The sequence below is a fragment of the Streptomyces sp. NPDC091287 genome (genome assembly GCF_044768525.1).
In the GTDB taxonomy this organism is placed as follows: domain Bacteria; phylum Actinomycetota; class Actinomycetes; order Streptomycetales; family Streptomycetaceae; genus Streptomyces.
In genome coordinates this window covers 193,801-219,603 of the sequence record NZ_JBIVUV010000015.1, presented here as the reverse complement: position 1 = coordinate 219,603, position 25,803 = coordinate 193,801, and the positions used below count along the sequence as shown (strand labels likewise).

23 protein-coding genes are annotated in these 25,803 nt (G+C 73.3%); 9 read left to right on the top strand and 14 right to left on the bottom strand.

Annotated elements, in window-relative coordinates:
• Position 1: 1 nt before the first annotated feature.
• Genes ACIQRW_RS25630 through ACIQRW_RS25615 form a run of 4 tightly spaced genes read left to right on the top strand, consistent with a single transcriptional unit; the run spans position 2 to position 4,192 of the window.
• Positions 2-1,093 (top strand): ABC transporter permease, encoded by a 1,092-nt coding sequence (locus tag ACIQRW_RS25630; protein ID WP_403764375.1) that lies wholly within the window; start codon positions 2-4, stop codon positions 1,091-1,093.
• On the top strand, positions 1,090-2,064 hold the full coding sequence (locus tag ACIQRW_RS25625; protein ID WP_403764373.1) for an ABC transporter permease: 975 nt from the start codon (positions 1,090-1,092) through the stop codon (positions 2,062-2,064). The genes ACIQRW_RS25630 and ACIQRW_RS25625 overlap by 4 nt, the downstream gene beginning before the upstream one ends.
• Positions 2,010-3,128: an ABC transporter ATP-binding protein gene (locus tag ACIQRW_RS25620; protein ID WP_403764371.1), complete on the top strand. Its 1,119-nt coding sequence runs from the start codon at positions 2,010-2,012 to the stop codon at positions 3,126-3,128. The genes ACIQRW_RS25625 and ACIQRW_RS25620 overlap by 55 nt, the downstream gene beginning before the upstream one ends.
• Positions 3,125-4,192 (top strand): oligopeptide/dipeptide ABC transporter ATP-binding protein, encoded by a 1,068-nt coding sequence (locus tag ACIQRW_RS25615; RefSeq protein ID WP_403764369.1) that lies wholly within the window; start codon positions 3,125-3,127, stop codon positions 4,190-4,192. The genes ACIQRW_RS25620 and ACIQRW_RS25615 overlap by 4 nt, the downstream gene beginning before the upstream one ends.
• 12 nt (positions 4,193-4,204) lie before the next feature.
• Here the strand turns inward: ACIQRW_RS25615 and ACIQRW_RS25610 are convergent, their stop codons facing one another.
• Entirely contained in the window at positions 4,205-4,762 is a 558-nt protein-coding gene (locus tag ACIQRW_RS25610; protein WP_403764367.1) for a dihydrofolate reductase family protein, read from the bottom strand.
• A gap of 172 nt (positions 4,763-4,934) precedes the next feature.
• On the opposite strand from ACIQRW_RS25610, the gene ACIQRW_RS25605 reads away from it, so the two are divergent.
• Entirely contained in the window at positions 4,935-5,570 is a 636-nt protein-coding gene (locus ACIQRW_RS25605) for an ArsR/SmtB family transcription factor (protein ID WP_403764365.1), read from the top strand.
• Positions 5,567-6,892: an MFS transporter gene (locus ACIQRW_RS25600; protein WP_403764363.1), complete on the top strand. Its 1,326-nt coding sequence runs from the start codon at positions 5,567-5,569 to the stop codon at positions 6,890-6,892. Before ACIQRW_RS25605 ends, ACIQRW_RS25600 begins: the two co-directional genes overlap by 4 nt.
• Here the strand turns inward: ACIQRW_RS25600 and ACIQRW_RS25595 are convergent, their stop codons facing one another.
• The 10 genes from ACIQRW_RS25595 to rimP all read right to left on the bottom strand — a co-directional run bounded on the left by ACIQRW_RS25595 (position 6,893) and on the right by rimP (position 20,110).
• Positions 6,893-8,023, bottom strand: coding sequence for an XdhC family protein (locus ACIQRW_RS25595; protein ID WP_403764361.1), 1,131 nt, complete (start codon positions 8,021-8,023; stop codon positions 6,893-6,895). It lies immediately after the preceding gene.
• Between the two features lie 63 nt (positions 8,024-8,086).
• Positions 8,087-9,043, bottom strand: a complete 957-nt coding sequence (locus tag ACIQRW_RS25590; RefSeq protein WP_403764359.1) for a bifunctional riboflavin kinase/FAD synthetase — start codon at positions 9,041-9,043, stop codon at positions 8,087-8,089.
• 43 nt (positions 9,044-9,086) lie between these two features.
• Entirely contained in the window at positions 9,087-12,629 is a 3,543-nt protein-coding gene (locus tag ACIQRW_RS25585) for a trypsin-like peptidase domain-containing protein (protein ID WP_403764357.1), read from the bottom strand.
• Between the two features lie 233 nt (positions 12,630-12,862).
• The gene (gene truB, locus ACIQRW_RS25580; RefSeq protein ID WP_403764355.1) at positions 12,863-13,819 is read right to left on the bottom strand and encodes a tRNA pseudouridine(55) synthase TruB; all 957 of its coding nucleotides are present in this window, start codon (positions 13,817-13,819) and stop codon (positions 12,863-12,865) included.
• Positions 13,816-14,331: a 30S ribosome-binding factor RbfA gene (gene rbfA / locus ACIQRW_RS25575; protein WP_403764353.1), complete on the bottom strand. Its 516-nt coding sequence runs from the start codon at positions 14,329-14,331 to the stop codon at positions 13,816-13,818. The genes truB and rbfA overlap by 4 nt, the downstream gene beginning before the upstream one ends.
• A 36-nt stretch (positions 14,332-14,367) precedes the next feature.
• Positions 14,368-14,661, bottom strand: a complete 294-nt coding sequence (locus ACIQRW_RS25570; protein WP_403764351.1) for a DUF503 domain-containing protein — start codon at positions 14,659-14,661, stop codon at positions 14,368-14,370.
• A 199-nt stretch (positions 14,662-14,860) separates the two neighbouring features.
• A complete protein-coding gene (infB, locus tag ACIQRW_RS25565; protein ID WP_403764349.1) occupies positions 14,861-18,019 on the bottom strand; it encodes a translation initiation factor IF-2 in 3,159 nt (1,052 codons plus the stop codon).
• A 152-nt stretch (positions 18,020-18,171) separates the two neighbouring features.
• Entirely contained in the window at positions 18,172-18,450 is a 279-nt protein-coding gene (locus ACIQRW_RS25560; protein WP_403764347.1) for a YlxR family protein, read from the bottom strand.
• A gap of 113 nt (positions 18,451-18,563) precedes the next feature.
• The gene (gene nusA, locus ACIQRW_RS25555; RefSeq protein WP_007452815.1) at positions 18,564-19,604 is read right to left on the bottom strand and encodes a transcription termination factor NusA; all 1,041 of its coding nucleotides are present in this window, start codon (positions 19,602-19,604) and stop codon (positions 18,564-18,566) included.
• Between the two features lie 2 nt (positions 19,605-19,606).
• Positions 19,607-20,110 (bottom strand): ribosome maturation factor RimP, encoded by a 504-nt coding sequence (gene rimP, locus ACIQRW_RS25550; RefSeq protein ID WP_215107249.1) that lies wholly within the window; start codon positions 20,108-20,110, stop codon positions 19,607-19,609.
• A 176-nt stretch (positions 20,111-20,286) separates the two neighbouring features.
• On the opposite strand from rimP, the gene ACIQRW_RS25545 reads away from it, so the two are divergent.
• The 3 genes from ACIQRW_RS25545 to ACIQRW_RS25535 are packed head-to-tail and all read left to right on the top strand — an operon-like array spanning position 20,287 to position 22,299.
• Entirely contained in the window at positions 20,287-20,826 is a 540-nt protein-coding gene (locus ACIQRW_RS25545; RefSeq protein WP_403764344.1) for a hypothetical protein, read from the top strand.
• Positions 20,823-21,353, top strand: a complete 531-nt coding sequence (locus ACIQRW_RS25540) for a ferritin-like domain-containing protein (RefSeq protein WP_403764342.1) — start codon at positions 20,823-20,825, stop codon at positions 21,351-21,353. The genes ACIQRW_RS25545 and ACIQRW_RS25540 overlap by 4 nt, the downstream gene beginning before the upstream one ends.
• A 31-nt stretch (positions 21,354-21,384) precedes the next feature.
• Complete coding sequence (locus tag ACIQRW_RS25535; protein WP_403764340.1) at positions 21,385-22,299, top strand: aminoglycoside phosphotransferase family protein; 915 nt, start codon at positions 21,385-21,387, stop codon at positions 22,297-22,299.
• A 154-nt stretch (positions 22,300-22,453) separates the two neighbouring features.
• On the opposite strand, the gene ACIQRW_RS25530 is transcribed toward ACIQRW_RS25535, so the two are convergent.
• From ACIQRW_RS25530 to ACIQRW_RS25520, 3 genes are all read right to left on the bottom strand, one after another.
• On the bottom strand, positions 22,454-24,157 hold the full coding sequence (locus ACIQRW_RS25530; protein WP_403764338.1) for a proline--tRNA ligase: 1,704 nt from the start codon (positions 24,155-24,157) through the stop codon (positions 22,454-22,456).
• 69 nt (positions 24,158-24,226) lie between these two features.
• Positions 24,227-24,808 (bottom strand): GNAT family N-acetyltransferase, encoded by a 582-nt coding sequence (locus ACIQRW_RS25525; RefSeq protein ID WP_403764336.1) that lies wholly within the window; start codon positions 24,806-24,808, stop codon positions 24,227-24,229.
• A gap of 68 nt (positions 24,809-24,876) precedes the next feature.
• Complete coding sequence (locus tag ACIQRW_RS25520; RefSeq protein ID WP_265599017.1) at positions 24,877-25,722, bottom strand: GNAT family N-acetyltransferase; 846 nt, start codon at positions 25,720-25,722, stop codon at positions 24,877-24,879.
• Positions 25,723-25,803 lie beyond the last annotated feature (81 nt).

Below are 25,803 nucleotides of genomic sequence, written 5' to 3'. Positions count from 1 at the left end.
CATGAGCTCAGAAAGCACTCCCGCCCTGCGAGAGGGCGCGGCGGGCGTGGCGAGCACCGAATCCGGCGGCCCGGCTCCGGCCGGGCCGTCGGCCCGCTCCCCGCGCTCCCGCTCCACCGCCGCCTACGCCCGCTACGCGGCGGGCAAGCTCGCGGGGGCGGCCGTCTCCCTCTTCGCCGTCCTCGTCACCAGCTTCTTCCTCTTCCGGCTGATCCCCGGCGACCCGGTCAAGCAGATGACCGGCGGCCGTCAGGTGTCGACCGAGCAGATCGCGGCGATGCGCCGTGAGTTCGGCCTCGACCTGCCGCTGTGGGAGCAGTTCACCCAGTACTGCGGCAAGGCTCTGACCGGCGACTTCGGTACGTCGTACCAGTTCCGCGCCCCGGTCGTCGACAAGATCGCCGAGGCGCTGCCCGCCACCCTGTTGCTGACCGGCACCGCCTTCGTGATCTACACGCTGCTCGGCATCTGGCTGGGCGCCCGCTCCGCTTGGCGCAAGGGCAGTACCGGGGACCGCGCCAACACCGCGTTCGCGCTGACGCTGTACTCGGTGCCCTCGTTCTGGCTCGGCCTGCTCCTCATCATCACCCTGTCGGTGGGCATCGGCCCGATCCCCGGGCTCTTCCCGACCGGCGGTATGGAGTCCGGCGACACCGAGGGCTTCGACCGGGTGCTGGACATCGCCCACCACATGGTGCTGCCCGTCATCACGCTCGTCGCCGTGGAGTACGCGCGCACCCTGCTGGTGATGCGCTCCTCGCTGCTGGACGAGATGGGCAGCGACTATCTGACGACCGCCCGCGCCAAGGGGCTGCGCGACGACCTCGTCCGCCGGAAGCACGCCGTGCCGAACGCGATGCTGCCGACCGTGACGCTGCTCTTCGTGAACCTCGGCACGACGGTCGCCGGGGCGATCCTGGTGGAGACCGTGTTCTCCTGGCCGGGGCTCGGCGGCCTCTTCTACCAGGCGCTGAGCGTGCCCGACCTGCCATTGGTGCAGGCGCTGTTCTTCGTGTTCGCCGCCGCGGTGATCCTGATGAACACGCTGGCCGATGTGATCTATCCGCTGCTCGATCCCCGGGTGGGCCGATGACGACGTCGATGCAGAAGCCCGAGCCGCTGGAGCCGGACGCCCGGAAGCCCTCCGGGCAGCCGGAGAAGGCGGCCCCGGTACAGAGCCCGCGCGCCCTCACCCGGGCCCGGCGGCGGCAGGCGGTGCTCCGCTTCTGGCGGCAGTACCGCACGCACCGCGCCGGTCTCGTCGGACTCGCCGTGCTGGCGGTGATCGCCCTGCTCGCGCTGACCGCCCCGCTGCTGGTGGGAGCCGACTCGCAGAGCGTGACGACCGCCCCGGGCGGCCCGATGGAGGCGCCGAGCGGTGCATTCCCGCTCGGGACCGACCAGTTCGGCCGCAGCCTGCTGGCCCTGATGCTCTGGGGCACCCGGGTCTCGCTGACGGTCGGCCTGCTCGCCGCCTTCCTGTCCGTGGCGATCGGCACCCTCATCGGGATCACCGCCGGCCACTTCAAGGGCTGGTACGCCACCGTCATCATGCGGGTCACCGACTGGTTCCTGGTGATGCCGACCCTGGTGCTGGCCATCGCCCTGGCCACGGTCCTGTCCCGGTCGGTGTGGACGACGATCCTGGCGATCGGCGTGACGACCTGGCCGACGACCGCACGCCTGGTCCGCGCCCAGACCCTGTCCGTCGAGTCCCGCCCGTACATCGAACGCTCCCGGGCGCTCGGCGGCGGACACCGCCACATCATGTCCCGTCACGTCCTGCCCAATGTGATGCCGCTGGTGCTGGCCCAGACCACACTCGTGATCTCCACCGCCATCCTCACCGAGGCGACCCTCGCCTTCCTCGGGCTCAGCGATCCCACGATCGTCTCCTGGGGCGGTCTGCTCCAGGACGCCCGCGAGGCCGGCGCGGTCAGCTCCGGCAACTGGTGGTACCTCGCTCCGCCCGGACTCGCCATCGCCGTGGTCGCCCTCGCCTTCACCCTGTGCGGCCGTGCCATCGAGTCCGTGCTCAACCCCAAGCTGGGGGTGTCCCGTTGACCGCCACGACCACGACCACCACACCGAACCCGGACCCGGCCGACTCCCCCGACCCGACGAGGCCCACCGGCGATCCGCCGCTCCTGGAGGTGCGGAACCTGACCGTCACCTACGGGGGCGGGGCCGACGCCGTCCCCGCCGTACGGGGGGTCGATCTGCGGGTCGAGGCCGGGCAGAAGCTCGGCATCGCCGGGGAATCCGGCTGCGGCAAGTCGACGCTGGCCCTCGCGCTGCTACGGCTGCTGCCCGCGACGGCCACGCTGACCGGCGAGATCCTCCTCGACGGCGAGGACGTCCTGACCATGAAGTGGGGGCGGCTGCGGGCGGTCCGCTGGGCGGGCGCGTCGATCGTCTTCCAGGGCGCGATGCACTCGCTGAACGCCGTGCACCGGGTCGGGGACCAGATCGCCGAGCCGATCCTGCTCCACAGCAGGGCCACCCCTGCCGCCGCCCGCAAGCGGGCCGGTGAGCTGCTGGAGCAGGTGGGGCTGCCCGCCGCCCGGGCCCAGGCCTATCCGCACGAGCTGTCGGGCGGTCAGCGGCAGCGCGTGATGATCGCCATGGCGCTGGCCTGCGATCCGCGGCTGATCGTCGCGGACGAGCCGACCACCGCCCTCGACGTGATGATCCAGGCGCAGATCCTGCGGCTGATCGAGGCGCTCGTCGCGGACCAGGGCGTCGGGCTGATCATGATCAGCCACGACCTCGCGGTGCTCGCCGACACCTGTGACCGGCTCTCGGTGATGTACGCGGGCCGGGTCGTCGAGGAGGGTCCCGCCCGGCAGGTGTACACGGACGCCCGCCACCCGTACGGCAAGGCGCTCTCCGCCGCGTTCCCGAGGATCGGGGACCTCTCCTCCCGGCACGCCCCGCGCGGCCTGCCGGGAGACCCACCGGACCCCTCGGCACTGCCCGGCGGGTGCACCTTCCATCCGCGCTGCCCGGTGGCGCTCGACTCCTGCGCCACCGAGGACCAGGAGCTGCGGGACGTTGGTGCCGAGCACCGGGCCGCCTGCGTCCTGGTGGACGCCCCCGCCGCCGGCGACCCGAGGAGCACGACATGAGCACCATCCCTCCGGCCGGCGCCGCTCCTCCGGTCGGCACCCCTCCGGTCGACACCGCTCCCCTGCTCAGCGCCGAGACGCTGAAGGTCGCCTTTCCCGGCCGGCGCGGGGCCGCCACCGCCCGCGCCGTCGACGGCGTCGACCTCGACATCCGTCCCGGCGAGATCGTCGCGCTGGTGGGCGAGTCCGGTTGCGGCAAGACGACGCTCGCCCGCTCCCTGCTCGGCCTGGTCCCGCCCACCTCTGGCCGGGTCACCTTCGGCGGCGCCCCGCTCGACTACTCGGGCCGGGCGCTCAAGGCGTACCGCAAGCGCGTGCAGTTGGTCCTCCAGGACCCCAGCGGCTCGCTCAACCCGCGGCACACGGTGTACGACGCGGTGGCCGAGGGGCTGCGCATCCACGGGTACGCGGGCGACGAGCGGGCGGCCGTCTCGGAAGCCCTCTCCCGGGCCGGGCTGCGACCGCCGGAGCGGTTCTTCCTGCGCTTCCCGCACGAGTTGTCGGGCGGTCAGCGCCAGCGCGTCGTGATCGCCGGGGCCCTGGTGCTGGAGCCGGAGCTGATCGTGGCCGACGAGCCGGTGGCCTCGCTGGACGCGTCGGTACGGGGCGAGATCCTGGCGCTGCTGCTGCGTCTGCGGGACGAGCTGGGGCTCTCGGCCCTGGTCGTCACCCACGATCTGGGGCTCGCCTGGAACATCGCGGACCGGGTGGCGGTGATGTATCTGGGCCGGATCGTCGAGACGGGCCCGGTCGAGCAGCTGCTGACGGCCCCCCGGCATCCGTACACACGGGCCCTGTTGTCCGTGCTCCCGGAGGCGGAGGGTGAACCGGTCGTGCTGGCCGGGGAGCCGCCGGACCCCTCGAAGGTGCCCGGTGGCTGCCGGTTCCACGTCCGCTGCCAGGTCCTGGCTTCGGGCGAGGCGGAGCGGGCGGGCGTGGCGGAGGCATGCCGCACGGTGGATCTCCCGGTGCTGAGCGGCGGCGGGGGCACCCAGGTGGCGTGCCACTGGGCGGCGGCGTGCGGTGGGGAGGACCGGGGCGGGCCCGCCGAGGCGCCCGCCTGAGGCAGGTGCTGTTCAACGGGTCCGGTAGCGGGCGTAGATCAGTCCACTGGCGAAGGCGCGCTCCTCGACCAGTTCGAGGTCGAGGCGCACGCCGTCGGGGAAGAACCGCTTGCCGCCGCCGACCACACTCGTGGTGATGAAAAGGTGGTACTCGTCCACCAGGCCGGCCGCGATGGCCTGGCCGGCGAGGTTCGGGCCGTCGACGGTGAGGTCGTGTTCGGCCTCGGCCTTGAGCCGGCGCACCGCGTCCGGGTCGAAGGTCCGCTCGACCCTGGTCCTCGCGCTGGACACCTCGTCGAGCGTCGTGGAGTACACGACCTTCTCCGCGGCCTGCCAGTCACGGGCGTACTGGAGGATGTGCGGCGGCTGGTCGGGCTCGGTGTGCGCGGTCTCCCAGTAGACCATCGTCTCGTACATCCGCCGGCCGTAGAGGTACGTGCCGACGGGGCGGAAGAGGTCGCCGACGAAGGTGTGCACCTCCGGATCCTCGGCCCCGGTGCCGAGGCTGCCCTCCGCCGCCTCGGCGTAGCCGTCGAGCGAGGTGATCATGGAGTAGATGAGCTTGGCCACGGTGTCTCCTTCTGTGCGGACGCGCGCCTGTCGGCGGTCCCGCAGAGATGGACCGCCGGGCCCCGCGGAATTCATCGGCCGGCATGCGTCGTCACCCCGCCGCGAAAGACCGCAAAGAGTTCTTCGCGAAGAGATCTTTGCGAAGAACTCTTTGCGGTCTACAGTCTGCCGCATGACAGACGACACTCCGCACCCTTCCGACGACCCGTCCCTGGACGAGGGATCGGTCGTCCTGGACGCCAAGGGGCTGCGCGCCATGGCGCACCCGGTCCGCGTACAGCTGATCGGGCTGCTGCGAAAGCACGGCCCGTCCACGGCCACCCGTCTCGCGGAGCGGCTCGGGGTGAACTCCGGAACGGCCAGCTACCACCTGCGGCAGCTCGGCGCGGCGGGCTTCGTCGAGGAGGACACGGAACGCGGCAACGCCCGCGAGCGCTGGTGGCGTTCGGTGCACCGGACGACCTGGTTCAACGACCCGGAACTGGCCGAGCGGGAACCCGAGGCCGCCCTCGCCTACCAGCAGTCCGTCGCCTCCATCTACGCCCTGCGCACCCAGCAGACGCTGAACGATCTGCAGACGATGCCCCGCGTCTGGCGGGAGCGGTTCGACCTGAGCGACTGGGTCCTGCGGCTCACCCCCGAGGAAGCGACCGACCTCTACCAGGAGTTGTGGGACGTCATCGGCCGCTACCGGCGGGACACCCCGGAGAACGCGGCGACCGCCCCGGCGGGCGCGGAGCGCGTCGGCGTCATCACCCACTTCCTGCCCGAGCCGAACACGCCCGCCCCGGAAGCCGAGGCACCGTGAGCACCGGGGACCCGGGCGGCACCGGCGTCATACCCGCCGACCGGTCCTTACGGCCGCTGGCCGGGGTGCTGGCGGCCATCGCCGCTTCCGTGACCGGCACCCGGATCTCCCTGATCGCCCTCCCCTGGTTCGTCCTCGTCACCACGGGCAGTGCGACGCGGACCGGGCTTGTCGCCTTCTGCGAGATGGCCCCCTACGTCCTGGTCAAGGCGTTGTCCGGCCCGCTGGTGGACCGCACGGGCCCACGGACCGTCTCCTGGACCACGGACCTGGCGAGCGCGGCCGCAGCCGCGGCGATCCCGCTGCTGCACACCCTGGACCTGCTGTCCTTCCCCGTTCTGCTGGGCCTGGTCGCGGTGATCGGGTCCGCTCGCGGTCCGGGCGACCTGGCGAAGGAGGTCATGGTCCCGGAGGCCGCCGAGCGCGCCGGAACACCCCTGGAGCGGGCCATGGGCCTGTCCGGTGTGATCGAGCGGCTCGCCTCCACCATCGGTCCGGCGGCGGGCGGCGCCCTGGTGGCGCTGCTCGGCCCCATGACGGGCCTGGTCGTCAACGCGGGCTGCTTCGTCCTCGGTTCGGTGATCGTCGCGGTCGCGCTGCCGCGCGGCACGGGGCGTCCGGCCGTGGCCCCCTCAGTATCTGCCGACGCCCAGGAGCCGGGCTACTGGCGGCGGTTCGGCGAGGGCTTCACCCATCTGCGCGGCGATCCGTTGCTGCTCGCCGTCATCGTCGTGGTCGGGATCACCAACCTGCTGGACGCGGCGCTGACCACCCTGATGATCCCCGTGTGGGCCGGGGAGTCCGGCAACGGTCCGGCGGCGATCGGCGTTGTCAGCACGGTGATGGGGGCCGCCGCGGTGGGCGGGAGTCTCATCGCGGCGATGGCCGCCCACCGGCTGCCCCGCAGGGTGGTGTTCCTCGTCGGGTTCCTGCTGGCCGGGGCTCCGAGGTTCCTGGTCCTCGCGGTGGACGCCCCCTTGGGCGTGGTGCTGGCCGTCTTCGCCGTCAGCGGCTTCGGAGCCGGGTTCATCAACCCCGTGCTGGGGGCCGTCTTCGTCGAACGGGTGCCGCGCCGGATGCTGGGCCGGGTCAACGCCCTCGGGGACTCGCTGGCCTGGTCCGGCATCCCGCTCGGCGGGCTGCTCGCCGGGGCGGCGGTGACGGCTGCCGGACTGGCTCCGGTGCTGCTCGTCTGCGGGGCCGCGTACTTCCTCACCACGACCCTGGCCGGGCTGCGGCCGGAGTGGCGGGCCATGGACCGCACCCGGGAGCACGGCGTACCCGGGGAGGCGGTTCAGGACGGGGCGAAGGCGGTGCCCTGATCACCGCGTGCCGGTCGGCCCGCCAGGGTGGTGGATCGCCCCCGACAGTTCGCCGAGCGGCCGGCCCGTGCCGCCCCAGCGGTGCTGGATGATCTCGGCGGCGATCGAGACCGCCGTCTCCTCCGGTGTACGGGCTCCGAGATCGAGGCCCACGGGCGAGGCGAGGCGCGCGAGGTGGGCCTCGTCCACCCCGGCCGCGCGCAGCCGGGCCAGCCGGTCGCGGTGGGTGCGGCGGCTGCCCATCACCCCGATGTACGCGGCGGGCGTGCGCAACGCGGCGGCGAGCAGGGGCACATCGAACTTCGGGTCGTGGGTGAGGACGCAGATCACCGTACGGGTGTCGACCTCGGCCGCCTCCAGATAGTCGTGCGGCCAGGCGCAGACGACTTCGTCGGCGACCGGGAACCGCTCCCGGGTGGCGAAGGCGGGGCGGGCGTCGCAGACGGTGACCCGGTAGCCGAGGAACGAGCCGATGCGGGCGGTGGCCGCCGCGTGGTCGATCGCGCCGAAGACGAGCATGCGGGGCGGCGGGGCGTACGTCCGGACGAAGACGGCGACCTCCTGCATCCGGCGCTGGCCATGCGCCCCGTACCACTGGGTCCCGGTGTGCCCCTGGGCCAGCAGCCCCCGGGCGTCGTCGGTGACGGCGGCGTCCAGCCCTTCGGAACCGAGAGTGCCGGGGCTGCCAGGGGTGTCGGCGGGCCGGACGACCAGGCGTGCTCCGGTCTCCGCGGCTCCGGACAGGACCGTGGCCTCGGCGACCGGCCGATCGGCGGCGATCAGGTCCAGCACGGCCGCGAGATCCTCGCGTTCGGCGGCGGTCGCGTAGGCGCGCACCAGGACCTCGATCGTGCCGCCGCAGGTCAGGCCCGTCCCGAACGCCTCGTCGTCGCTGATCCCGTACGACACCACGCGCGGCCCGGCCCCGGCGAGCACCTCGCGGGCGACCTCGTACACGTCGCCCTCGACACAGCCTCCGGAGACGCTGCCGAGCACCGTCCCCGCCGCGTCGACGGCCAGCACGGCACCGGGGTCGCGGGGCGCGCTGCCGTGCACGGCGACGACGGTCGCCAGGGCGAAGGGGATGCCGTCGGCACACCGGGCACGGAGGTCGGGCAGGATGTCGCGCACGCTGTCAGCATCCGCCGTCCCCGGCCGGACCGCACGGCGGGAATGTGACGAGTGGCCCCGACGTCAGTGGCTGAGGTCGTAGGCGGCGGTCAGCTCGCCGGCGCGCTTCACATCGGCGGCCATGGCGACCAGGAGGTCGTCGATCGAGTCGAACCTCAGCATGCCGCGGACGTACGCGAGGAAGTCGATGGCCACGTGCAGCCCGTACAGGTCCAGGTCGACGCGGCCGATGGCGTACGCCTCGACGGTCCGATCGACGCCGTCGAACTGCGGGTTCGTGCCGACCGAGATCGCGGCGGGCATCGACTCACCGTCCACCTCCAGCCAGCCGGCGTAGACGCCGTCGGCGGGGATCGCGGTGTGCGGGAGGGTCTCGACGTTGGCCGTCGGGAAGCCCAGCTCCCGGCCGCGCTGCGCGCCGCGCACCACGATGCCCTCGACCCGGTGCGGGCGGCCGAGGATCTCGGCGGCCCCGTCGACGTCGCCCTCGGCGATCAGCCGTCGGGTGAGCGTGGAGGAGAACGGCTGTCCGCCGCCCGCCTCGCCGGTGACGTACAGGTCGATGACCTCGACGGTGTAGTCGTAGGTGGCGCCCAGCTCGGTCAGGAGCGCGACGTTCCCCGCGGCCTTGTGGCCGAAGCGGAAGTTGGGGCCCTCGATGACGGCCTTGGCGTGCAGCCGGTCGACGAGGACCTTCGCGATGAAGTCGGCGGGCGACAGCTTGGAGAACTCGGCGGTGAACGGCAGGATCAGCACGGCGTCCACGCCCAGCTCGGCCATCAGCTCGGCGCGGCGGTGGTGCGGGGCGAGCAGCGGCGGGTGGCTGCCGGGGCGGACGACCTCGCTGGGGTGCGGGTCGAAGGTGACGACGACCGACGGGACGCCCAGCTCACGGGCGCGCTCGACGGCCCGGCCGATGATCAGCTGGTGTCCGCGGTGCACGCCGTCGTAGGAGCCGATGGTGACGACGCTGCGCCCCCAGTCCTGGGGGATGTCCTCCAAGCCACGCCAGCGCTGCACTGTGACCGCTCCTCGCCCGAACCTGTGTACGTGTGTATGTCGATTACGCAGGTCTAAGACTGCCATGCTCACGTCCCGCCGCCTGCATCGGCATCGGCATCGGCGGGCGTGATGTCTCCAACGCCTCGACCGTGCGCCGGGCGCTCGGCCCCACGACCGCCGCCCACTCCTGCGGGGCGTCGGCCAGCCAGCGGGTGACGAGTACGGCGAATCCGGGCACCGCGCGGGCCAGCTCGACCAGCCCCCGGTCGAAACGGGCGGCGCCCTCGGGGGTGCGGACCAGCAGCATCCCGGTGCGGTGGACGAGTGCGCGGGTACGGATCTCCGGGCGGCGCTCCGAGCCCTCGGCGGCGGCCCGCAGCAGGGCCTCCAACACGTCCGGGTCCCGGCCGGTGACCTGCTCGAACTCCAGCAGGACCTCCAGCAGCTCCGCCCGCAGCGGCCGGGAGGCGGCGCTGCCGGCCCCGGCGAGGACCCGGGCGAGCGCGGCGCGGACCGGCGGCGGTGCGGGGCGGTCCCGCAGCAGCCCGGTCACCAGGGGCAGGAGAAGTGCCCGGGCGGCCGGACCGTGCTCCAGGCGGAGGTCGACGTACTCGGCGGCGTGCGTGCCGTCCTCGGGATGGGCGTCGATGTACTCCCGTAAGAGTCCGGCGACGTGCAGCGCGAGGGCGGGCGTGTCGAGCCCGGCCAGCGCCCGCAGCACCGCTCCCCCACCGTCCCCGGGGCGGGCGAGGCGGGCGCGGAGGGCGGCGAGGACCGGCTCCTGGTGGGCCGGGAACACCTCGGCGAGCAGTTCGACGGGCAGCCGGGGGTCTCCGGCGGCGAACGCGCGCAGCGCCCCGGGGAGGTGGGTTCTCCTGGCCACCGGGTCGCGGACGAGGAGGGTGAGGGCGGCGCCGTGCAGGGCGGCGTCCTCGGGGCGGTCCAGCAGGACCTCGGCGGCGGAGCGCAGCAGGGCCCGGTCGCCCTCGGCGGTGACCCGCTGCTGGAGGAGTCCGCCGTAGCGGGCGGCGGCGGAGCGGCGGGCCGGGCGGTCCTCGTCGCGGGCCCAGCGCTCCACGGCCCGGCAGAGCGCGGTGGGCTCGTCCTCGGCGAGGGCCAGCAGCAGCTCCCCGGCGCGCTGGTGCGGGGTGGCGATCAGCGCGTCGGCCAGTTCGTCGAGGGCGAGGTCGCGGCGGGCGTACAGCAGGGCCTGCGCGGCGGCGGCGACCGTGGGGCGCAGCGGGACGTCCGGCGCGTCGGGGCCCACGAGCAGCGGGCGTTCGTCGGTGAACCAGCGGCACAGCAGCGGCTGCACGGCCGGGGCGTCGAGGGCGAGGCGGCGGGCGACCGCGTCCAGATAGCGTTCGTCGCCGTCGGTGCGGGGCAGTCCGTCGGCGGGCACGAGGCGGCGGAGCAGATCGATGCGGTCTTCCTCGGGCAGTCTCAGCCGCCGCCAGAACCAGGGCCCGAACTCCCCGTACGCCCCGAGTCCCTCGGGGGCGGCGGTGCGGCGGGTGATGCGTCCGGCGAGGACCCGCAGGACGCCGAGATAGGGGCGGGCGTCGGGCACCCGCAGCAGGCTGCCGTTCAACAGGTGGGCCGCCCACCAGGCGGCGTCCTCGTCGCGCGGGCCCGCGTCGGTCCACAGCCGGTCCAGCGCCTCGATCAGGTCGGCCATCCGGTGCGCGAGCGCGGCGGTGCCCTGGCGGCGGCCGAGGAGCACCATCGCCTGGATCACCGGTCCGATGCGGTGCCGGGGCACGGGCAGGCTGCGGGGTTCGCCGGCGGTGCGGGGGTGCGGGACCCGTTCCGGGCCGCCGCTCCCCCGGTGCCAGCGGTGCACCAGGGACCGCAGGGCCGCGTCCAGGTCGAGGTGGGCGCCCTGCACCCAGTCGCCGAGCTCCTCGTGGGCGAAGCGGTAGCCCGCCCCGGCGGGGACGAGGAGGCCCTCGGTGAGGACGGCGGAGGCCCAGCCGGTGCGCCAGGGGAAGATCTCCTCGAACGCCGTCCGGTCCAGCTCGCCCTGGCCCGGCCCCAGACAGCGGCGGGCCGCCTCGTGGACCTGGCCCGCGACCCCGGCGGCGAGCCGGCGCACGGCGGCGCCGCGGGGCTGTTCGTCGGCGGCGGCCGCGATCCGGACCGCGACGCGCACGCACAGCAGATCGAGGTGGGCGCCGAAGACGTCCTCGGTGTCGGGGCGGCCCGGCACCCCGGGCGGCAGCGCGGCGCGGACCTCGGCGAGGAGCCGCAGGGTGAGCGGGTGCCGGTCGTGGCCGGGGGCGAGGGCGGCGGGCGGGATGCCGTAGGCCTCCTTGGCCCGCTCGGCCTGCTCGGGGGTGAGGTCGCCCAGGCGCAGGGCGGCCGGCAGCCTGCGGGCGGGACGGTGCGGGCGGTGCAGGGCGCCCGGCGGGTAGAGGACGCCCGCGGTCTCCCAGTGCTCGGGGCGGCAGGCCACGACGAGCCGGACGCCCTGCTCGCGCAGCCAGGCGGCGGTGCCTGCCGTCCAGTCGGCGAGCCGGTGGGCCAGCAGCGGCTCCATCTCCTCGGGTCCGTCGAGGACCACCAGGAGCGGCTGCCCGGCGTCGGCGGCGAGCCGGGCGACGCGCTCCGGGGTGGCCGTGCTCATGTCGCCGCGGGCGCCCGCCGCGGTCACGATCCGGGCGACACGGGCGAGGGCCCGGCTCGCGGCGTCCGCGATCGAGGTGTCCTCGGCCAGCAGGTCCGCGCCGCGCAGCCAGAGTGTGGGGGCGGGCGCGCCGCCGCCGGCGCGGCGGTCGGCGAGGGCGGCCAGTTCGGTGGTGCGGCCGGTGCCGGGCGCTCCGACGAGGCCGAGGACCAGCCCCGTACCGGCGGCGAAGGCGGCGAACTCGGCGTGGACGTCCGCGCGCTCGACGGGGGCGGTGCGGGCTCGCGGGCCGTCCGCCGAGCCGACGGAGGTGGCGGTGAGCTGGAGGGCCCCGGCGAGGTTGAGATCGGGGCCGTAGGCGGGGGCGGCGGTGGCGTTGCGGCGCAGCAGGGCGTCCAGCGTGTCGTCCGCGCCCCGGCTGATCGGGAGCGCGAGGCCGGCCGCCTCGTGCGGGGCGGTGAGGGCGGTGCAGAGGATGCCGACGACGGCGCCGGTGGCCGGGTCGGTGACGGGCCCGCCGATGGCCGCGCCCCCGGAGCGCAGGGCATCGCGGCCGTCGGTGCCCAGCGCCAGCTCCAGAGCGGCGGGGACCGGGTGGCCGCCACCGTCCGGTGCGGTGTAGGTGGCGGGGGTGGTGCCGAGCACCCGGGCCTCGCGCCGCCCGTGGGCGGCGATGTCCACGTAGCCGCCGGGCTCGGCGCGGTCGCGTCCGGCGATGGGCAGGGGCTCCGCGTCGAGGGCGTCGGGGCCACCGGTGCGCAGGAGGGCGAGGCCCAGGGCGGGCAGCGCGGTGATGTCGTCGGGGGCGACGGTGCAGGTGCGGCCGTCGGTGCCGTGCAGGAGGAGCGGGCCCGGGGAGGTCACGGCCTGGTGGGCGGTGACGACCGTGCCGCGGTCGTCCGCGACGAATCCCGTCCCTCGCGGCCGGCCGGCCTGATCACAGATTCTTACCAGCTTCGACCGGTCCCCACTGCCCATGGTGCGACGTTAGGCCGCCGGTGATCTCCTGGAGCGCGCGGACGGGAAAAGCGCCCCCCACGCCCCCGGTATTCACTCCGAGCGCCCGTCCAATGGGGTGAATAAGCGTGTCCCCCGGGGAGCAGGAATGGTGCCGGGGAGGGGAACGTGGAGCGGGCACCGGGTTGGGGGGTGGGTGCCCGCTCCACGCATGACCCGCCGAAGCGTGGGGTGCGGCAGGTGCGAGGTGTGGCTCAGGCGAAGACGGCGAGGCTCTTGGCCTTGCCCTTCTCCTCCTCGACGAGCACGAGGAACGCGCCGTCGGGCCCGAAGACCGCGACCGGCCCCGGCGGATGGGCGGGCATGTCCAGGCGTACGCCGTTGAGGAGCAGCTTGGCGCGCTTCTCGTCCACGTCCCAGCGGGGGAAGGCGGAGGCGGCCGCCTCGGCGACCGGCATCACGGTCAGCTCCTCCTGGTGCTGGTCGAGCGTCCGGGCCTCGTCCAGTCCGTACGGGCCGACGCGGGTGCGGCGCAGCGCGGTCAGGTGGCCGCCGACGCCGAGTCCGGCGCCGAGGTCGCGGGCGATGGCGCGGATGTAGGTCCCCGAGGAACAGACGACGGAGACGACCAGGTCGAGGACGGGGGTGCCGTCCTCGGCGACGGCTTCGCGGACGTCGTAGACGCGGAAGGAGGAGACGGTCACCGGACGGGCCGGGATCTCGAACTCCTCGCCGCCGCGCACCCGCGCGTAGGACCGCTTGCCGTCGATCTTGATGGCGCTGACCTTGGACGGGACCTGCATGATCCGGCCGGTCAGTGCGGCCACCCCGGCGTCGATGGACTCGCGGGTCACGCCGGAGGCGTCGGTGGACGAGGTGATCTCGCCCTCGGCGTCGTCGGTGACGGTGTCCTGGCCGAGCCGGATCGTGCCGAGGTACTCCTTCTCGGTCAGGGCGAGGTGGCCCAGCAGCTTGGTGGCCCGCTGGACCCCGAGCACGAGGACTCCGGTCGCCATCGGGTCCAGCGTGCCTGCGTGGCCGACCCGCCGGGTGCGGGCGATGCCGCGCATCTTGGCGACGACGTCGTGCGAAGTGAAGCCGGACGGCTTGTCGACGATGACAAGGCCGCCCTCCCGTCGCCCGCCACCGCCCTTGTCCGAGGTCACTTCGCTCCCACTGTCATCATTCGGAGTGGTGGTCTGCTCGGTCATGCGGAGGCCGGGCCCTCGTTCTTCTCGGAGGATCCGTCGGTCCCGGTCTTCTCGGAGGATCCGTCGGTCCCGGTCCCGGTCTCGTCGTCCTCGTCCTCGGGCTTGCGGTACGGGTCGGCGTCGCCGGCGTACTGCGCGCCCGTGGACACCTGGCGCACCTCCGCGTCCTTGGCCCGCGCCTTGTCGAGGAGGTCCTCGATGGTGCGGGCGTTGTCCGGGAGGGCGTCCGGGACGAAGGCCAGGCTCGGCGTGAACCTGACCCCGGTCTGCCGGCCGACCTCGGTGCGGAGGACGCCCTTGGCGCTCTCCAGCGCCGCGGCGGAGGCCGCGCGCTCCTCGTCGTCGCCGTAGACCGTGTAGAAGACCGTGGCCTCCCGCAGGTCGCCGGTGACCCGGGCGTCCGTGATCGTCACGAATCCCAGCCGCGGATCCTTGATTCGCCGGTCCAGGGTCTCCGCGACCACGACCTGGATGCGATCGGCCAGCTTGCGGGCCCGCGCGTTGTCGGTCACCGGTCCGTCACTCTTCCTTCTGATTTCGCTCGACTGTCAGTCTTCGTCACTGTGCAGCCGCCGTCTCACCGACAGCAGCTCCACCTCGGGGCGTCCCGCGACCAGCCGTTCGCAGCGGTCCAGTACGTCCGCGAGGTGTCCGGTGTCACCGGAGACCACGGCAAGGCCGATCTCGGCCCTGCGATGGAGATTCTGTCCGCCGGTCTCGGCCGCGCTCACCGCGTACTTGCGCTGGAGCTCGGCGACGATCGGGCGGACGACGGAACGCTTCTCCTTCAACGACCGTACGTCGCCGAGGAGCAGATCGAAGGACAGGGTCCCCACATACATGTATGTCCGGATGTCCCGCCGGTTCGGGTTCGTGCCCCGCCAGAGCTTGCCGGGGACATCAGAACCGTACCGGAACGGCCGGAGCCGATCGACGGAAATACGACCCGTCGACCGGCCCCGACCTTGGTGGAGGGGGGCCGGGAGCGAACTCCCGGACCCCTTCCCGAACCCCGCGGATCCTCGCGGACCCGAGAGTTGATCAGCCTCGCGGCTTCTCGCGGATCTCGTACGTCGCGATGACGTCGTCGATCTTGATGTCGTTGAAGTTTCCGAGGTTGATACCGCCCTCGAAGCCTTCGCGGATCTCGGTGACGTCGTCCTTGAAGCGGCGCAGACCGGAGATGTTGAGGCTCTCCGCGATGACCTTGCCATCGCGCAGCAGGCGCGCCTTGGTGTTGCGCTTGACCTCGCCGGAGCGGACCAGCACACCGGCGATGTTGCCCAGCTTGGACGAGCGGAAGATCTCGCGGATCTCCGCCGTGCCGAGCTCGACCTCTTCGTACTCCGGCTTGAGCAGACCCTTGAGGGCCGCTTCGATCTCTTCGATCGCCTGGTAGATGACCGAGTAGTACCGGACGTCCACGCCTTCGCGCTCGGCCATCTGCTCGGCACGCCCTGCGGCGCGCACGTTGAAGCCGATCACGATGGCGTCGGAGCCGGTCGCCAGGTTGATGTCCGACTCGGTGACCGCACCCACACCGCGGTGCAGGATCCGGATGTCGACCTCTTCGCCGACGTCGAGCTGGAGCAGCGAGGACTCGAGAGCCTCCACCGAACCGGACGCGTCGCCCTTGATGATGAGGTTGAGCTCCTGGACCAGACCGGCCTTGAGCGCCTCGTCCAGGTTCTCCAGGGAGAACCGGACGCCCTTGCGGGCGAAGTTGGCGTTGCGCTCACGGGCGGCACGCTTCTCGGCGATCTGACGGGCCGTACGGTCCTCGTCGACCACCAGGAGGTTGTCGCCGGCGCCCGGGACGTTGGTGAGACCGAGCACCAGGACGGGGGTCGAGGGACCCGCTTCCTGGACGTTCTGACCGCTGTCGTCGAGCATGGCGCGGACTCGGCCGTAGGCGTCGCCCACGACCACCGTGTCACCGATGCGCAGCGTTCCGCGCTGGACCAGGACGGTCGAGACGGCACCGCGACCGCGGTCGAGGTGGGACTCGATCGCAATACCCTGCGCGTCCTGCTCCGGGTTGGCCCGCAGGTCGAGCGAGGCGTCGGCGGTGAGGACGACGGCCTCCAGGAGCGCCTCGATGTTGAGGCCCTGCTTGGCGGAGATGTCGACGAACATGGTGTCGCCGCCGTACTCCTCGGCCACCAGACCGAACTCGGTGAGCTGCCCGCGCACCTTGGTCGGGTCGGCGCCCTCGACGTCGATCTTGTTGACCGCGACCACGATCGGCACCTCGGCCGCCTTGGCGTGGTTCAGCGCCTCGATCGTCTGGGGCATCACACCGTCGTTGGCCGCCACCACGAGGATCGCGATGTCGGTCGACTTCGCACCACGGGCACGCATGGCGGTGAACGCCTCGTGACCCGGGGTGTCGATGAAGGTGATCTTGCGGTCCTCGCCGTTGACCTCGGAGGAGACCTGGTACGCGCCGATGTGCTGCGTGATGCCGCCGGCCTCGCCCGCGACGACGTTCGTCTTGCGGATCGCGTCCAGCAGTCGGGTCTTACCGTGGTCGACGTGACCCATGACGGTCACGACCGGCGGACGCGAGACCAGAGCCTCTTCGCCGCCCTCGTCCTCGCCGAACTCGATGTCGAAGGACTCGAGCAGCTCGCGGTCCTCCTCCTCGGGGCTGACGATCTCCAGGACGTAGTTCATCTCCTCGGCGAGAAGCCGGAGCGTCTCGTCGGAAACGGACTGCGTGGCGGTGACCATCTCGCCGAGGTTCATCATCACGGCGACGAGCGACGCCGGGTTGGCGTTGATCTTCTCCGCGAAGTCGGTGAGCGAGGCGCCGCGCGACAGCCGGACGGCCTGTCCGTTGCCGCGAGGCAGCATGACGCCGCCGACCGACGGGGCCTGCATGGCCTCGTACTCCTGGCGCCTCTGCCGCTTCGACTTACGGCCACGACGCGCCGGACCGCCGGGACGACCGAACGCACCCTGTGTGCCACCGCGGCCACCGGGGCCACCGGGACGGCCACCGAAGCCGGGACGACCGCCGAAGCCGCCGCCGCCACCGGGACGACCGGCACCGCCGCCGCCACCGGGACCGGCCGGACGGCCGGCGAAGCCGCCGCCACCGCCGCCGCCGGGACGACCGGCGAAGCCGCCGCCGCCACCGGGACGACCGCCGCCGCCACCGGCACCGCCGGGACGACCGCCACCGCCGCCGGGACCACGGCCACCGCCGGGGCCACCGCCGGGACGCGGGCCCGCTGCGGGACGCTGCGGCATCATGCCCGGGTTGGGACGGTTACCGGCGGGACCGCCGCCGGGACGCGGAGACTGCGGGCGGGGCATGCCGCCCGGAGTGGGACGGGCACCGCCCTGACCCTGACCGCCCTGGGGGCGCGGGGCGCCGCCGGGGCCACTGCCCTGGGGACGCGGGGCGCCGGGGCGCTCCGAGCCGCCACCGGGGCGCGGGGCACCGCCCGGACGGGGCGCGCCGGGGCGCGCCATGCCGGTGGAACCGCCGGAGGTGAAGGGGTTGTTGCCCGGACGGGGACCGGCCGGACGGGCGCCGCCGGGGCGCGGGGCGCCCTGGCCCGCGGGACGTGCGGGGCGGTCGCCGCCACGCTCGCCACCACGGCCGCCGTCGCGCTGGGCACCGTCACGGCCGCCGTCGCGCTGACCGCCGTCACGCTGACCGCCGGCCGGAGCCGGACGGGCGGGTGCGGGACGGGGGCCGGGGGTGGCACCCGCGGGACGCGGGGCCTGGGGCTGCTGCGGGGCAGCAGGCTGGGCCGGAGCCGGAGCCGAGAACTCGGCGGCCGGGACCGGGGTCACCGGGGCCGCCTTCGGCGCGGGCTTCGGGCCCGGACGGGGGCCCGCCGACGGCGCGGAGGGCGCCGCCGGGGTGCTGCTGGGGGTCTCGGCCTCGGCGGCCGGCTTGGGAGCCGGTGCGCCGGGCTTCGGGGCCCCGGGACGTGCCGCAGCTGCCGGGGAGGGCGCTGCGGGCTTCCCGGGCGCCGCCTTGCGGGGCGCACCGGGCTTGGCAGCGGACTTGCCGGCGTTGCCGCCGGGCCCCTGCAGTGCGTCGGTCAACTTACGTACAACCGGCGCCTCGATCGTCGAGGACGCCGAACGGACGAATTCACCGAGTTCTTGGAGCTTGGCCATGACGACCTTGCTCTCGACGCCGAACTCCTTGGCGAGTTCGTATACCCGGACCTTAGCCACTTCGCTCCTTTTAGGTCCGGGTTACCGCCGGACCGTCGCTACTTCATGGGCGTACTCATCGCGTACTCATCGAGTGCTGCTCATCGCAATCTCGACCTACTTCCAACTCGCGAGGTACCTGACCGCACGGGGACCCGTGCCGTTCACTTTTCTTACGGTGCAACCCGCTCGACGAACCGCGTCAGTGCCGCGGTGTCGAACGGCCCCGTGGCCTTGAAGGCCCGGGGGAACGCCCGGCGGCGGACCGCCAGGTCGAGACAGACAGAGACGGGGTGCACGTAAGCACCCCGGCCGGGCAGCGTACCGCGTGGATCAGGGGCGCAGGCGCCCTCGTCCACCACGATGCGCAGCAGCTCGCTCTTGGCCGCTCGCTCCCGGCATCCCACACAGGTTCGCTCGGGGCAAGCGCGGGCTTGCGTCCGGCCAGACACGTTTAAGTCTACCTCCCCGTACCGACCTCGCCGCTTTGGGGCAGAAATCGAACGGATGTTGTCGTGATCTCAGCGGCGTAGCGCCCAGATCTATTCCCTGGAGCCCTTCCGGGTCAACGCCTTTCCGAGCGCTCCCGGGCCCGCTCGGCCCGCTCGCGGTCGGCGTTCTCGCGCTCCTCGTCCGTCTCGGTGTCCGGACGGATGTCGATGCGCCAGCCGGTGAGGCGGGCGGCGAGGCGGGCGTTCTGACCCTCCTTGCCGATCGCCAGCGACAGCTGGTAGTCCGGCACGGTGACGCGGGCGGAGCGGGCGCCGAGGTCGACGACCTCGACCTTGCTCACCCGGGCGGGCGAGAGGGCGTTGGCGACCATCTCGGCCGGGTCGTCGGACCAGTCCACGATGTCGATCTTCTCACCGTGCAGCTCGGCCATGACATTGCGCACACGGCTGCCCATCGGGCCGATGCAGGCGCCCTTGGGGTTCAGGCCGGCCCGGGTGGAGCGCACGGCGATCTTGGTGCGGTGGCCGGCCTCGCGTGCGATGGCCTCGATGACCACCGACCCGTCCGCGATCTCCGGGACCTCCAGGGCGAAGAGCTTCTTCACCAGGTTGGGGTGGGTGCGCGAGAGCGTCACCGACGGACCGCGGACGCCCTTGGCGACCCGTACGACATACGTACGAAGGCGCAGGCCGTGCACGTACTCCTCGCCCGGGACCTGCTCCTGGACCGGCAGCATGGCTTCCATCTTGCCGATGTCGACCAGGACGTTCTTGGGGTCCTTGCCCTGCTGGACGACGCCCGTGACGACATCGCCCTCGTGGCCCGCGTACTCCCCGAAGGTGCGGTCGTCCTCGGCGTCGCGCAGCCGCTGCAGGATGACCTGCTTGGCGGTGGTGGCGGCGATCCGGCCGAAGCCGGACGGGGTGTCGTCGAACTCCTTGGGCTCCTGGCCCTCTTCGAGGTCGGCCGGGTCCTCCTTGGCCCACACCGTGACGTGACCGTTCGCGTCGAGCTCCACGCGCGCCCGGCGGTGGCTGCCGTCGGTGCGGTGGTACGCGATGAGGAGGGCCGACTCGATCGCCCCGACGAGCACGTCGAAGGGGATCTCCTTGTCCTGCGCCAAGCCCTTCAAAAGCTTCACATCGATGTCCACGGCTACGCCTCCTCTTCCTTCTTGTCCTTGCGGTTGAATTCGATCTCCACGCGCGCCTTGGCGATCTCGTCGAAGGCGAGGCGGCGGGCGGTGGGCTTGCGGCCCTTGACGCCGGGCACTTCGAGGTCGAGCCCGTCCTCGTCGACGGCGAGGATGCGGGCGACCAGCTCACCGGAGCCGTCGCCGGCCAGGTGGAACCTGGCCAGTCGGCCGATGGCGCGTACGTAGTGGCGGTGCTCGGTCAGCGGGCGGTCCGCGCCGGGGGAGCTGACTTCGAGGACGTACTCGCCCTCGCCCATCGCGTCGGTCTCGTCCAGCTTCTCGGAGATCGCGCGGCTCAGCTCCGCACAGGCGTCCAGCTCCACGCCCTCTTCGGAGTCCACGATGATCCGCAGCACTCCTCGGCGGCCGGCCCGGGACACCTCGATCTCCTCGAGGTCCAGCTGCTGCGCGCTGACGAGCGGTTCCAGCAACCCGCGCAGCCTCTCGCTCTGGGTGGTGCTCATCCGGGTGACTCCTCGGCCGCGTGTGCTGTTGTGGGGATCGTCGTGCGTCAGGTCAAAGGGTATCCGGTCGCCAGGGGTGTTGCCGTCCGCCTGCCGCTCGGCCGCGGGTACGCTCGCCTGCGGTGATCACATCAGGACAGATCCTGTCAGGATCGGTCCAGGCCCGAAGGAGAAACGTGCGGCGCACGGGGACGACGCGCAGGGGGGCGCTCACCGCTACGGGAGCCCTCGCCCTGGGTGCGGTGCTGACCGGTTGCGGGGGCGGCGACGAGGCGGCGGACGGCGGGAAGCCCGCGCACTCCGGCGCGCGGGCCGCCGCCGCGAAGGCCGCCAGGGAGCTGCGCGAGCAGGCGGCGCGCGACGGCGCCCTCCTGCTCGCCCGGTACGACCTGGTGGCCGAGGCGCATCCGGCGACGGCCGCGGGCCTGGCGCCCCTGCGGGCCGCCGTGCGGGAACACGGGAAGGCGCTGGCGCCGCCGCGCGCGAAGGGCGGCCCGAAGGCCGACGCCCCTCCGGCCGCGCCAGGACCGGTGTCCGCCGACCCGAAGGCCGCGGTGCGGGAGCTGGCCGCCGACGAGCGCCGCCGGGCCGACGCGTACGCCGAGGCCCTGCTGGACGTCGAGCCGGAGCTGGCCCGGCTGCTGGCCTCGGTGGCGGCGGCCGCGGCGGCGCACGCGTATCTGCTGACCGAACTGGCCGAGGAGGCAGCCGCATGAGCACCCGATCCGACACCCGTTCCGTCCGGCCGTCCGAGGAGGACGCCGACTCCCCCGAGCTGACCGCCGTCCAGGCGGCCCTGGCCGCCGAGCACGCCGCGGTGTACGGCTACGGGCTGCTGGGCGGCCGCCTCGACGGGAAGCGGGGCGACGCGGCCCGCGCGGCGTACGACGGGCACCGGGCCCGCCGGGACGCCCTGGCGCGCACCGTGCGGGACCTGGGCGGGCGTCCGGTGGCCTCGGACGCCGCGTACGCTCTGCCGTTCGCCGTCGCGGACTCGCCGTCGGCGGTACGGCTGGCCGCGGTGCTGGAGGACCGGATCGCGGGCGCCTACGCCGATCTCGTACGGGCCACCGAGGGCGCTCGCCGCAAGGAGGCAGCCGGTGCGCTGCGGGAGGCCGCGGTGCGGTCGGCCCGCTGGCGGGGCGGCAACGTAGCCTTTCCGGGGCTCGCCGAGCGGGCCGCCGGTGCGGATCCGGCCGCGACGGGCCCGGTGGAGGCCGCCGGCGCGGACGGCGCGCGCTGATACGAAGAACCGGAAAGGGAACACACGACGTATGGGTTTCGAACCGCCGCAGCGCCTGGTGCGCGCGCTCGGTGAGATGTACGGGGACGCCGCGGCGGCCGACTGGCTGGACGCGCTTCCCGCGCTGACCGAGCAGGCGCTCACCACCGGGGGCGGCCTCACCGTGGAGCGGGTGGCCGCCCCCGGCGGGCGCAGCTCCCTGGTGGTTCTGGTGCGGCGGGCCGACGGGGCCCCGGCAGCGCTGAAGATCGCCCCGCTGGCCGCCGATCCCGGGCTGGAGCGGGTGGCGCTGGAGCACTGGAACGGGTGGGGCGCGGTGAAGGCGCTGGACGCGCCGGAGCTCGACGCGTCCGGTGCGCTGCTGCTGGAGCGGCTGCACCACGAGGTGTCGCTGCGTTCGCTGCCGGAGGCGAAGGCGCTTCTGGAGGCGGCGGGCACGCTGCGGCGGCTGTGGGTGGAGCCGCCGGCCGGGCACGCCTTCGAGAGCGTGGCCGGGCGGACCGATCGGCAGAGCGCCGGAATGCGGGCGGCCGCCGAGGCCGATCCGGAGCTGGCGCCGCTGGTGGACGCGGCGCTCGCGGCGCGGGCGGAGCTGGTGCAGGGATCGCCCGAACTCCTGCTGCTGCACGGCAACTTCCGGCAGAGCAAGGTGTTCTCCGGGGAGCGGGCACCGTGGCTGACGGTGGGTCCGGAGCCGCTGGTGGGCGAGCGCGCCTATGACCTGGCGCGGCTGGTGCGGGACCGGGTGGAGGATCTGATCGCCTCTCCCGGTGGCCCGGTGACGGCCCGGCGACGGGTCAAGAGGCTGGCGGAGTCGCTGGAGGTGGAGCAGGCGCGGCTGCACGGGTGGACGCTGTTCCGGGCGGTCGAGTCGGGCACCCGCGCGCTGGCCGAGGGGCGGCGGCAGATGGGCGAGGTCAACCTGGAGTTCGCGGGCTGGCTGTAGTCCGGCGTACGTACGAGGCTGGCTGTAGTCCGGCGTACGTACGAGGCTGGCTGTAGTCCGGCGTACGTACGAGGCTGGCTGTAGTCCGGCGTACGTACGAGGAGGGCCCCCGCGCACGGTGCGCGGGGGCCCTCCTCGTAGGCGGTGTGCGTGATCAGGCCAGGTCGGCCGTCAGGCGGGCGATCGCCTCGTCGACGGTCAGTTCCTCGCGCTCGCCGGTGCGGCGGTCCTTGAGCTCCAGGACGCCGTCGGCGGAGCGGCGGCCCGCGACCAGGATCTTGGGCACGCCGATCAGCTCGGAGTCGGTGAACTTCACGCCGGGCGAGACGCCGGGGCGGTCGTCGACCAGGACGCGCAGGCCCGCCGCGTTGAGCTTCTCCGAGACGTCGAGGGCCAGCTCCGTCTGGAGGGCCTTGCCCGCGGCGACGACGTGGACGTCGGCCGGGGCGATCTCGCGGGGCCAGCACAGGCCCTTGTCGTCGGCGGTCTGCTCGGTGAGGGCGGCCACGGCGCGGGAGACGCCGATGCCGTACGAGCCCATCGTGACCCGGACGGGCTTGCCCTGCTGGCCGAGCACGTCGAGCTGGAAGGTGTCGGCGTACTTGCGGCCGAGCTGGAAGATGTGGCCGATCTCGATGGCGCGGTCCAGGGTGAGGCCGGTGCCGCACTTCGGGCAGGGGTCGCCCTCCTCGACCACGACGACGTCGAGGTACTGGTCGACCTCGAAGTCGCGGCCCGCGACGACGTTCGCGGCGTGCTTGCCGTCCTGGTTGGCGCCGGTGACCCAGGAGGTGCCGGGGGCGACGCGGGGGTCGGCGAGGTAGCGGACCTTCTCCAGGCCCTGGGGGCCGACGTAACCGCGTACGAGGTCGTCGCGGCCGACGAAGTCCTCGGCGGTGACCAGCTCGACGACGGCGGGGGCCAGGTGCTCGCCGAGCTTGCCGAGGTCGACCTCGCGGTGGCCGGGGACGCCGACGGCCACGATCTCGCCGTCCACCTTGACCAACAGGTTCTTCAGGGTGGCGGAGGCGGGGACGCCCAGGTGCGCGGCGAGCGTCTCGATGGTCGGGGTGTCGGGGGTGTCCAGCTCCTCGACCGCGCCGTGCGCCGAGCCGTCGACCGGGGCGAGCGCGAAGGTCACGGCCTCGGTGTTGGCGGCGTAGTCGCAGTTGGGGCAGTCCGCGAAGGTGTCCTCACCGGCGGCGGCGGGGGCGAGGAACTCCTCGGAGGCCGAGCCGCCCATCGCGCCGGAGACGGCGGAGACGATGCGGTGGTCCAGACCGAGGCGCTCGAAGATCTTGATGTACGCGGCCCGGTGCAGGGCGTAGGAGTGCGCGAGGCCCTCGTCGGTGGTGTCGAAGCTGTACGAGTCCTTCATCTGGAACTCGCGGCCGCGGAGCACGCCGGAGCGGGGGCGGGCCTCGTCGCGGTACTTCGTCTGGATCTGGTAGAGCATCACCGGCAGGTCCTTGTAGGACGTGCACTGGTCCTTGACGGTCTGGGTGAAGATCTCCTCGTGGGTGGGGCCGAGGAGGTAGTCGCCGCCCTTGCGGTCCTTGAGGCGGAAGAGCAGGTCGCCGTACTCCTCCCAGCGGCCGGACGCCTCGTAGGGCTCCCTGGGCAGCAGGGCGGGCAGCAGGACTTCCTGCGCGCCGATGGCGTCCATCTCCTCGCGGACCACGTTCGAGATGTTGTCCAGGACCTTCTTGCCGAGCGGCAGCCAGGACCAGATGCCGGCCGCGTTGCGGCGGACGTACCCGGCGCGGACCAGCAGCTTGTGGCTGAGCGTCTCGGCGTCCGCCGGGTCGTCGCGCAGTGTCTTGACCATCAATCGGGACATGCGCTGGACCTGGGCCATGATGAACTCCTGCTCGCAAGGGTGGTGAGCCCGAGGTTAGCCGGGCGGTGCGGGCTGGCGGAAATCCATTCAGGCCCCGGGCTTCGCGCGCAGCAGCGGCAGGGGCGCGCCCATGACCGCGTAGGGCTGCGTGGCGCTCGGGAAGACGACCTGGCGGGCCAGATCGCGGTAGCCCAGCGAGCGGTACAGGGTGCGGGCCGGGCTGTCCTTGTCGATCGCCGAGAGGATCGACCGGGGGTGGCCGACGGCGTCGGTGATGGCGGTGATCAGGGTGCGACCGATGCCGCGCTGCTGGTGGTCCGGGTGGACGTGGAGTTCGGTGATGACGAAGGAGTCGTCGAGCCAGCCGTCGGAGCCGGTGGCCCGCAGATAGGGCTCGACGACGGTGGACCACCACTGGGTGCGGTCGTTGGGCAGCCCGTAGACGAAGCCCACGAGCCGTCCGTCGGGGGTGATGGCGCCGAGTGCGCGGGCGTGGGGGTGTTCCAGGTGTCTGAGGACGATGTGGCGGCGTACGTCGATCTCGTCCTGGCTCAGTCCGAAGGCGGCCGCCTGGACGCGCAGGGCTTCGTCGACGCGGGCGGCCAGGTCGACGGGGCCGATCTCGGCGTCGGGTGCTGCGGGGCCTTCTCCGGGGGCTGCTGCTGCCATGCGGGAACCCTACTGGCCGGGGCGGGCGGCCAGAACCGTGAGTTCCCGGGGAGGGCGCGCGTGACGGTTCAGAACAGGACGCTCATGAACGCGCCGACCTCGCGGAAGCCGACACGGCGGTAGGCCTTGCGGGCGGGGGTGTTGTAGTCGTTCACGTACAGGCTGACGACGGGGGCGACGTCGGCGAGTGCGTAGCGCAGGACGGCGGCCATGCCCGTTTCGGAGAGGCCCTTGCCGCGGTGTTCGGGGGCGACCCAGACGCCCTGGATCTGGCAGGCCTGTGGGGTGGCCGCGCCGATCTCCGCCTTGAAGACGACCTTGCCGTCGTCGATGCGGGCGAAGGAGCGGCCGGTGCCGATGAGTTCGGCGACGCGGGCCTGGTAGAGGAGTCCGCCGTCGCCGGCGAGCGGGGAGATGCCGACCTCCTCGGTGAACATCGCCACGCAGGCCGGCATCAGGACCTCGGTCTCGTCCTTGCGGATGCGGCGGACGAGCGGGTCGGGCGTGACGTCGGCGGAGAGGCTCTCGGTGACCATGAGGGGCTGGTTGGCGCGGACCTCGCGGGCGGGGCCCCAGCTGGGTTCGAGGAGCCGCCAGAGCTGGGTGGCGGGTTCGGCGGGGCCGACGATGGAGGAGCAGCGGCGGCCGGCCCTGCGGGCCCGGTCGGCGAAGGCGCGGACGGCCTCGGGTCCGGCGCAGATGGGGACGAGGTTGGCGCCGGAGTAGCACAGGGAGCGGAGCATGCCGTCGGCGTACCAGCCCCACATCTCGCCGCCGAGGCGCCAGGGGTCCAGGCCCGCGACCTGCACGCGGGACGTCACGAAGGCGTTGGCCACGGGCTCGCTCTCCAGGATGGCGAGCGCTGCTTGGAGGTCGCTGGGTTCGAGGACCCGGGTGGTGGTCTGCGTCAACACGAGGGGGCCTCACCATGCGGTCTGCTGATTTCCGCACTTTAACCGACGAGCCTGTCGAACGCCGCTCGAGTCCGGAAGACG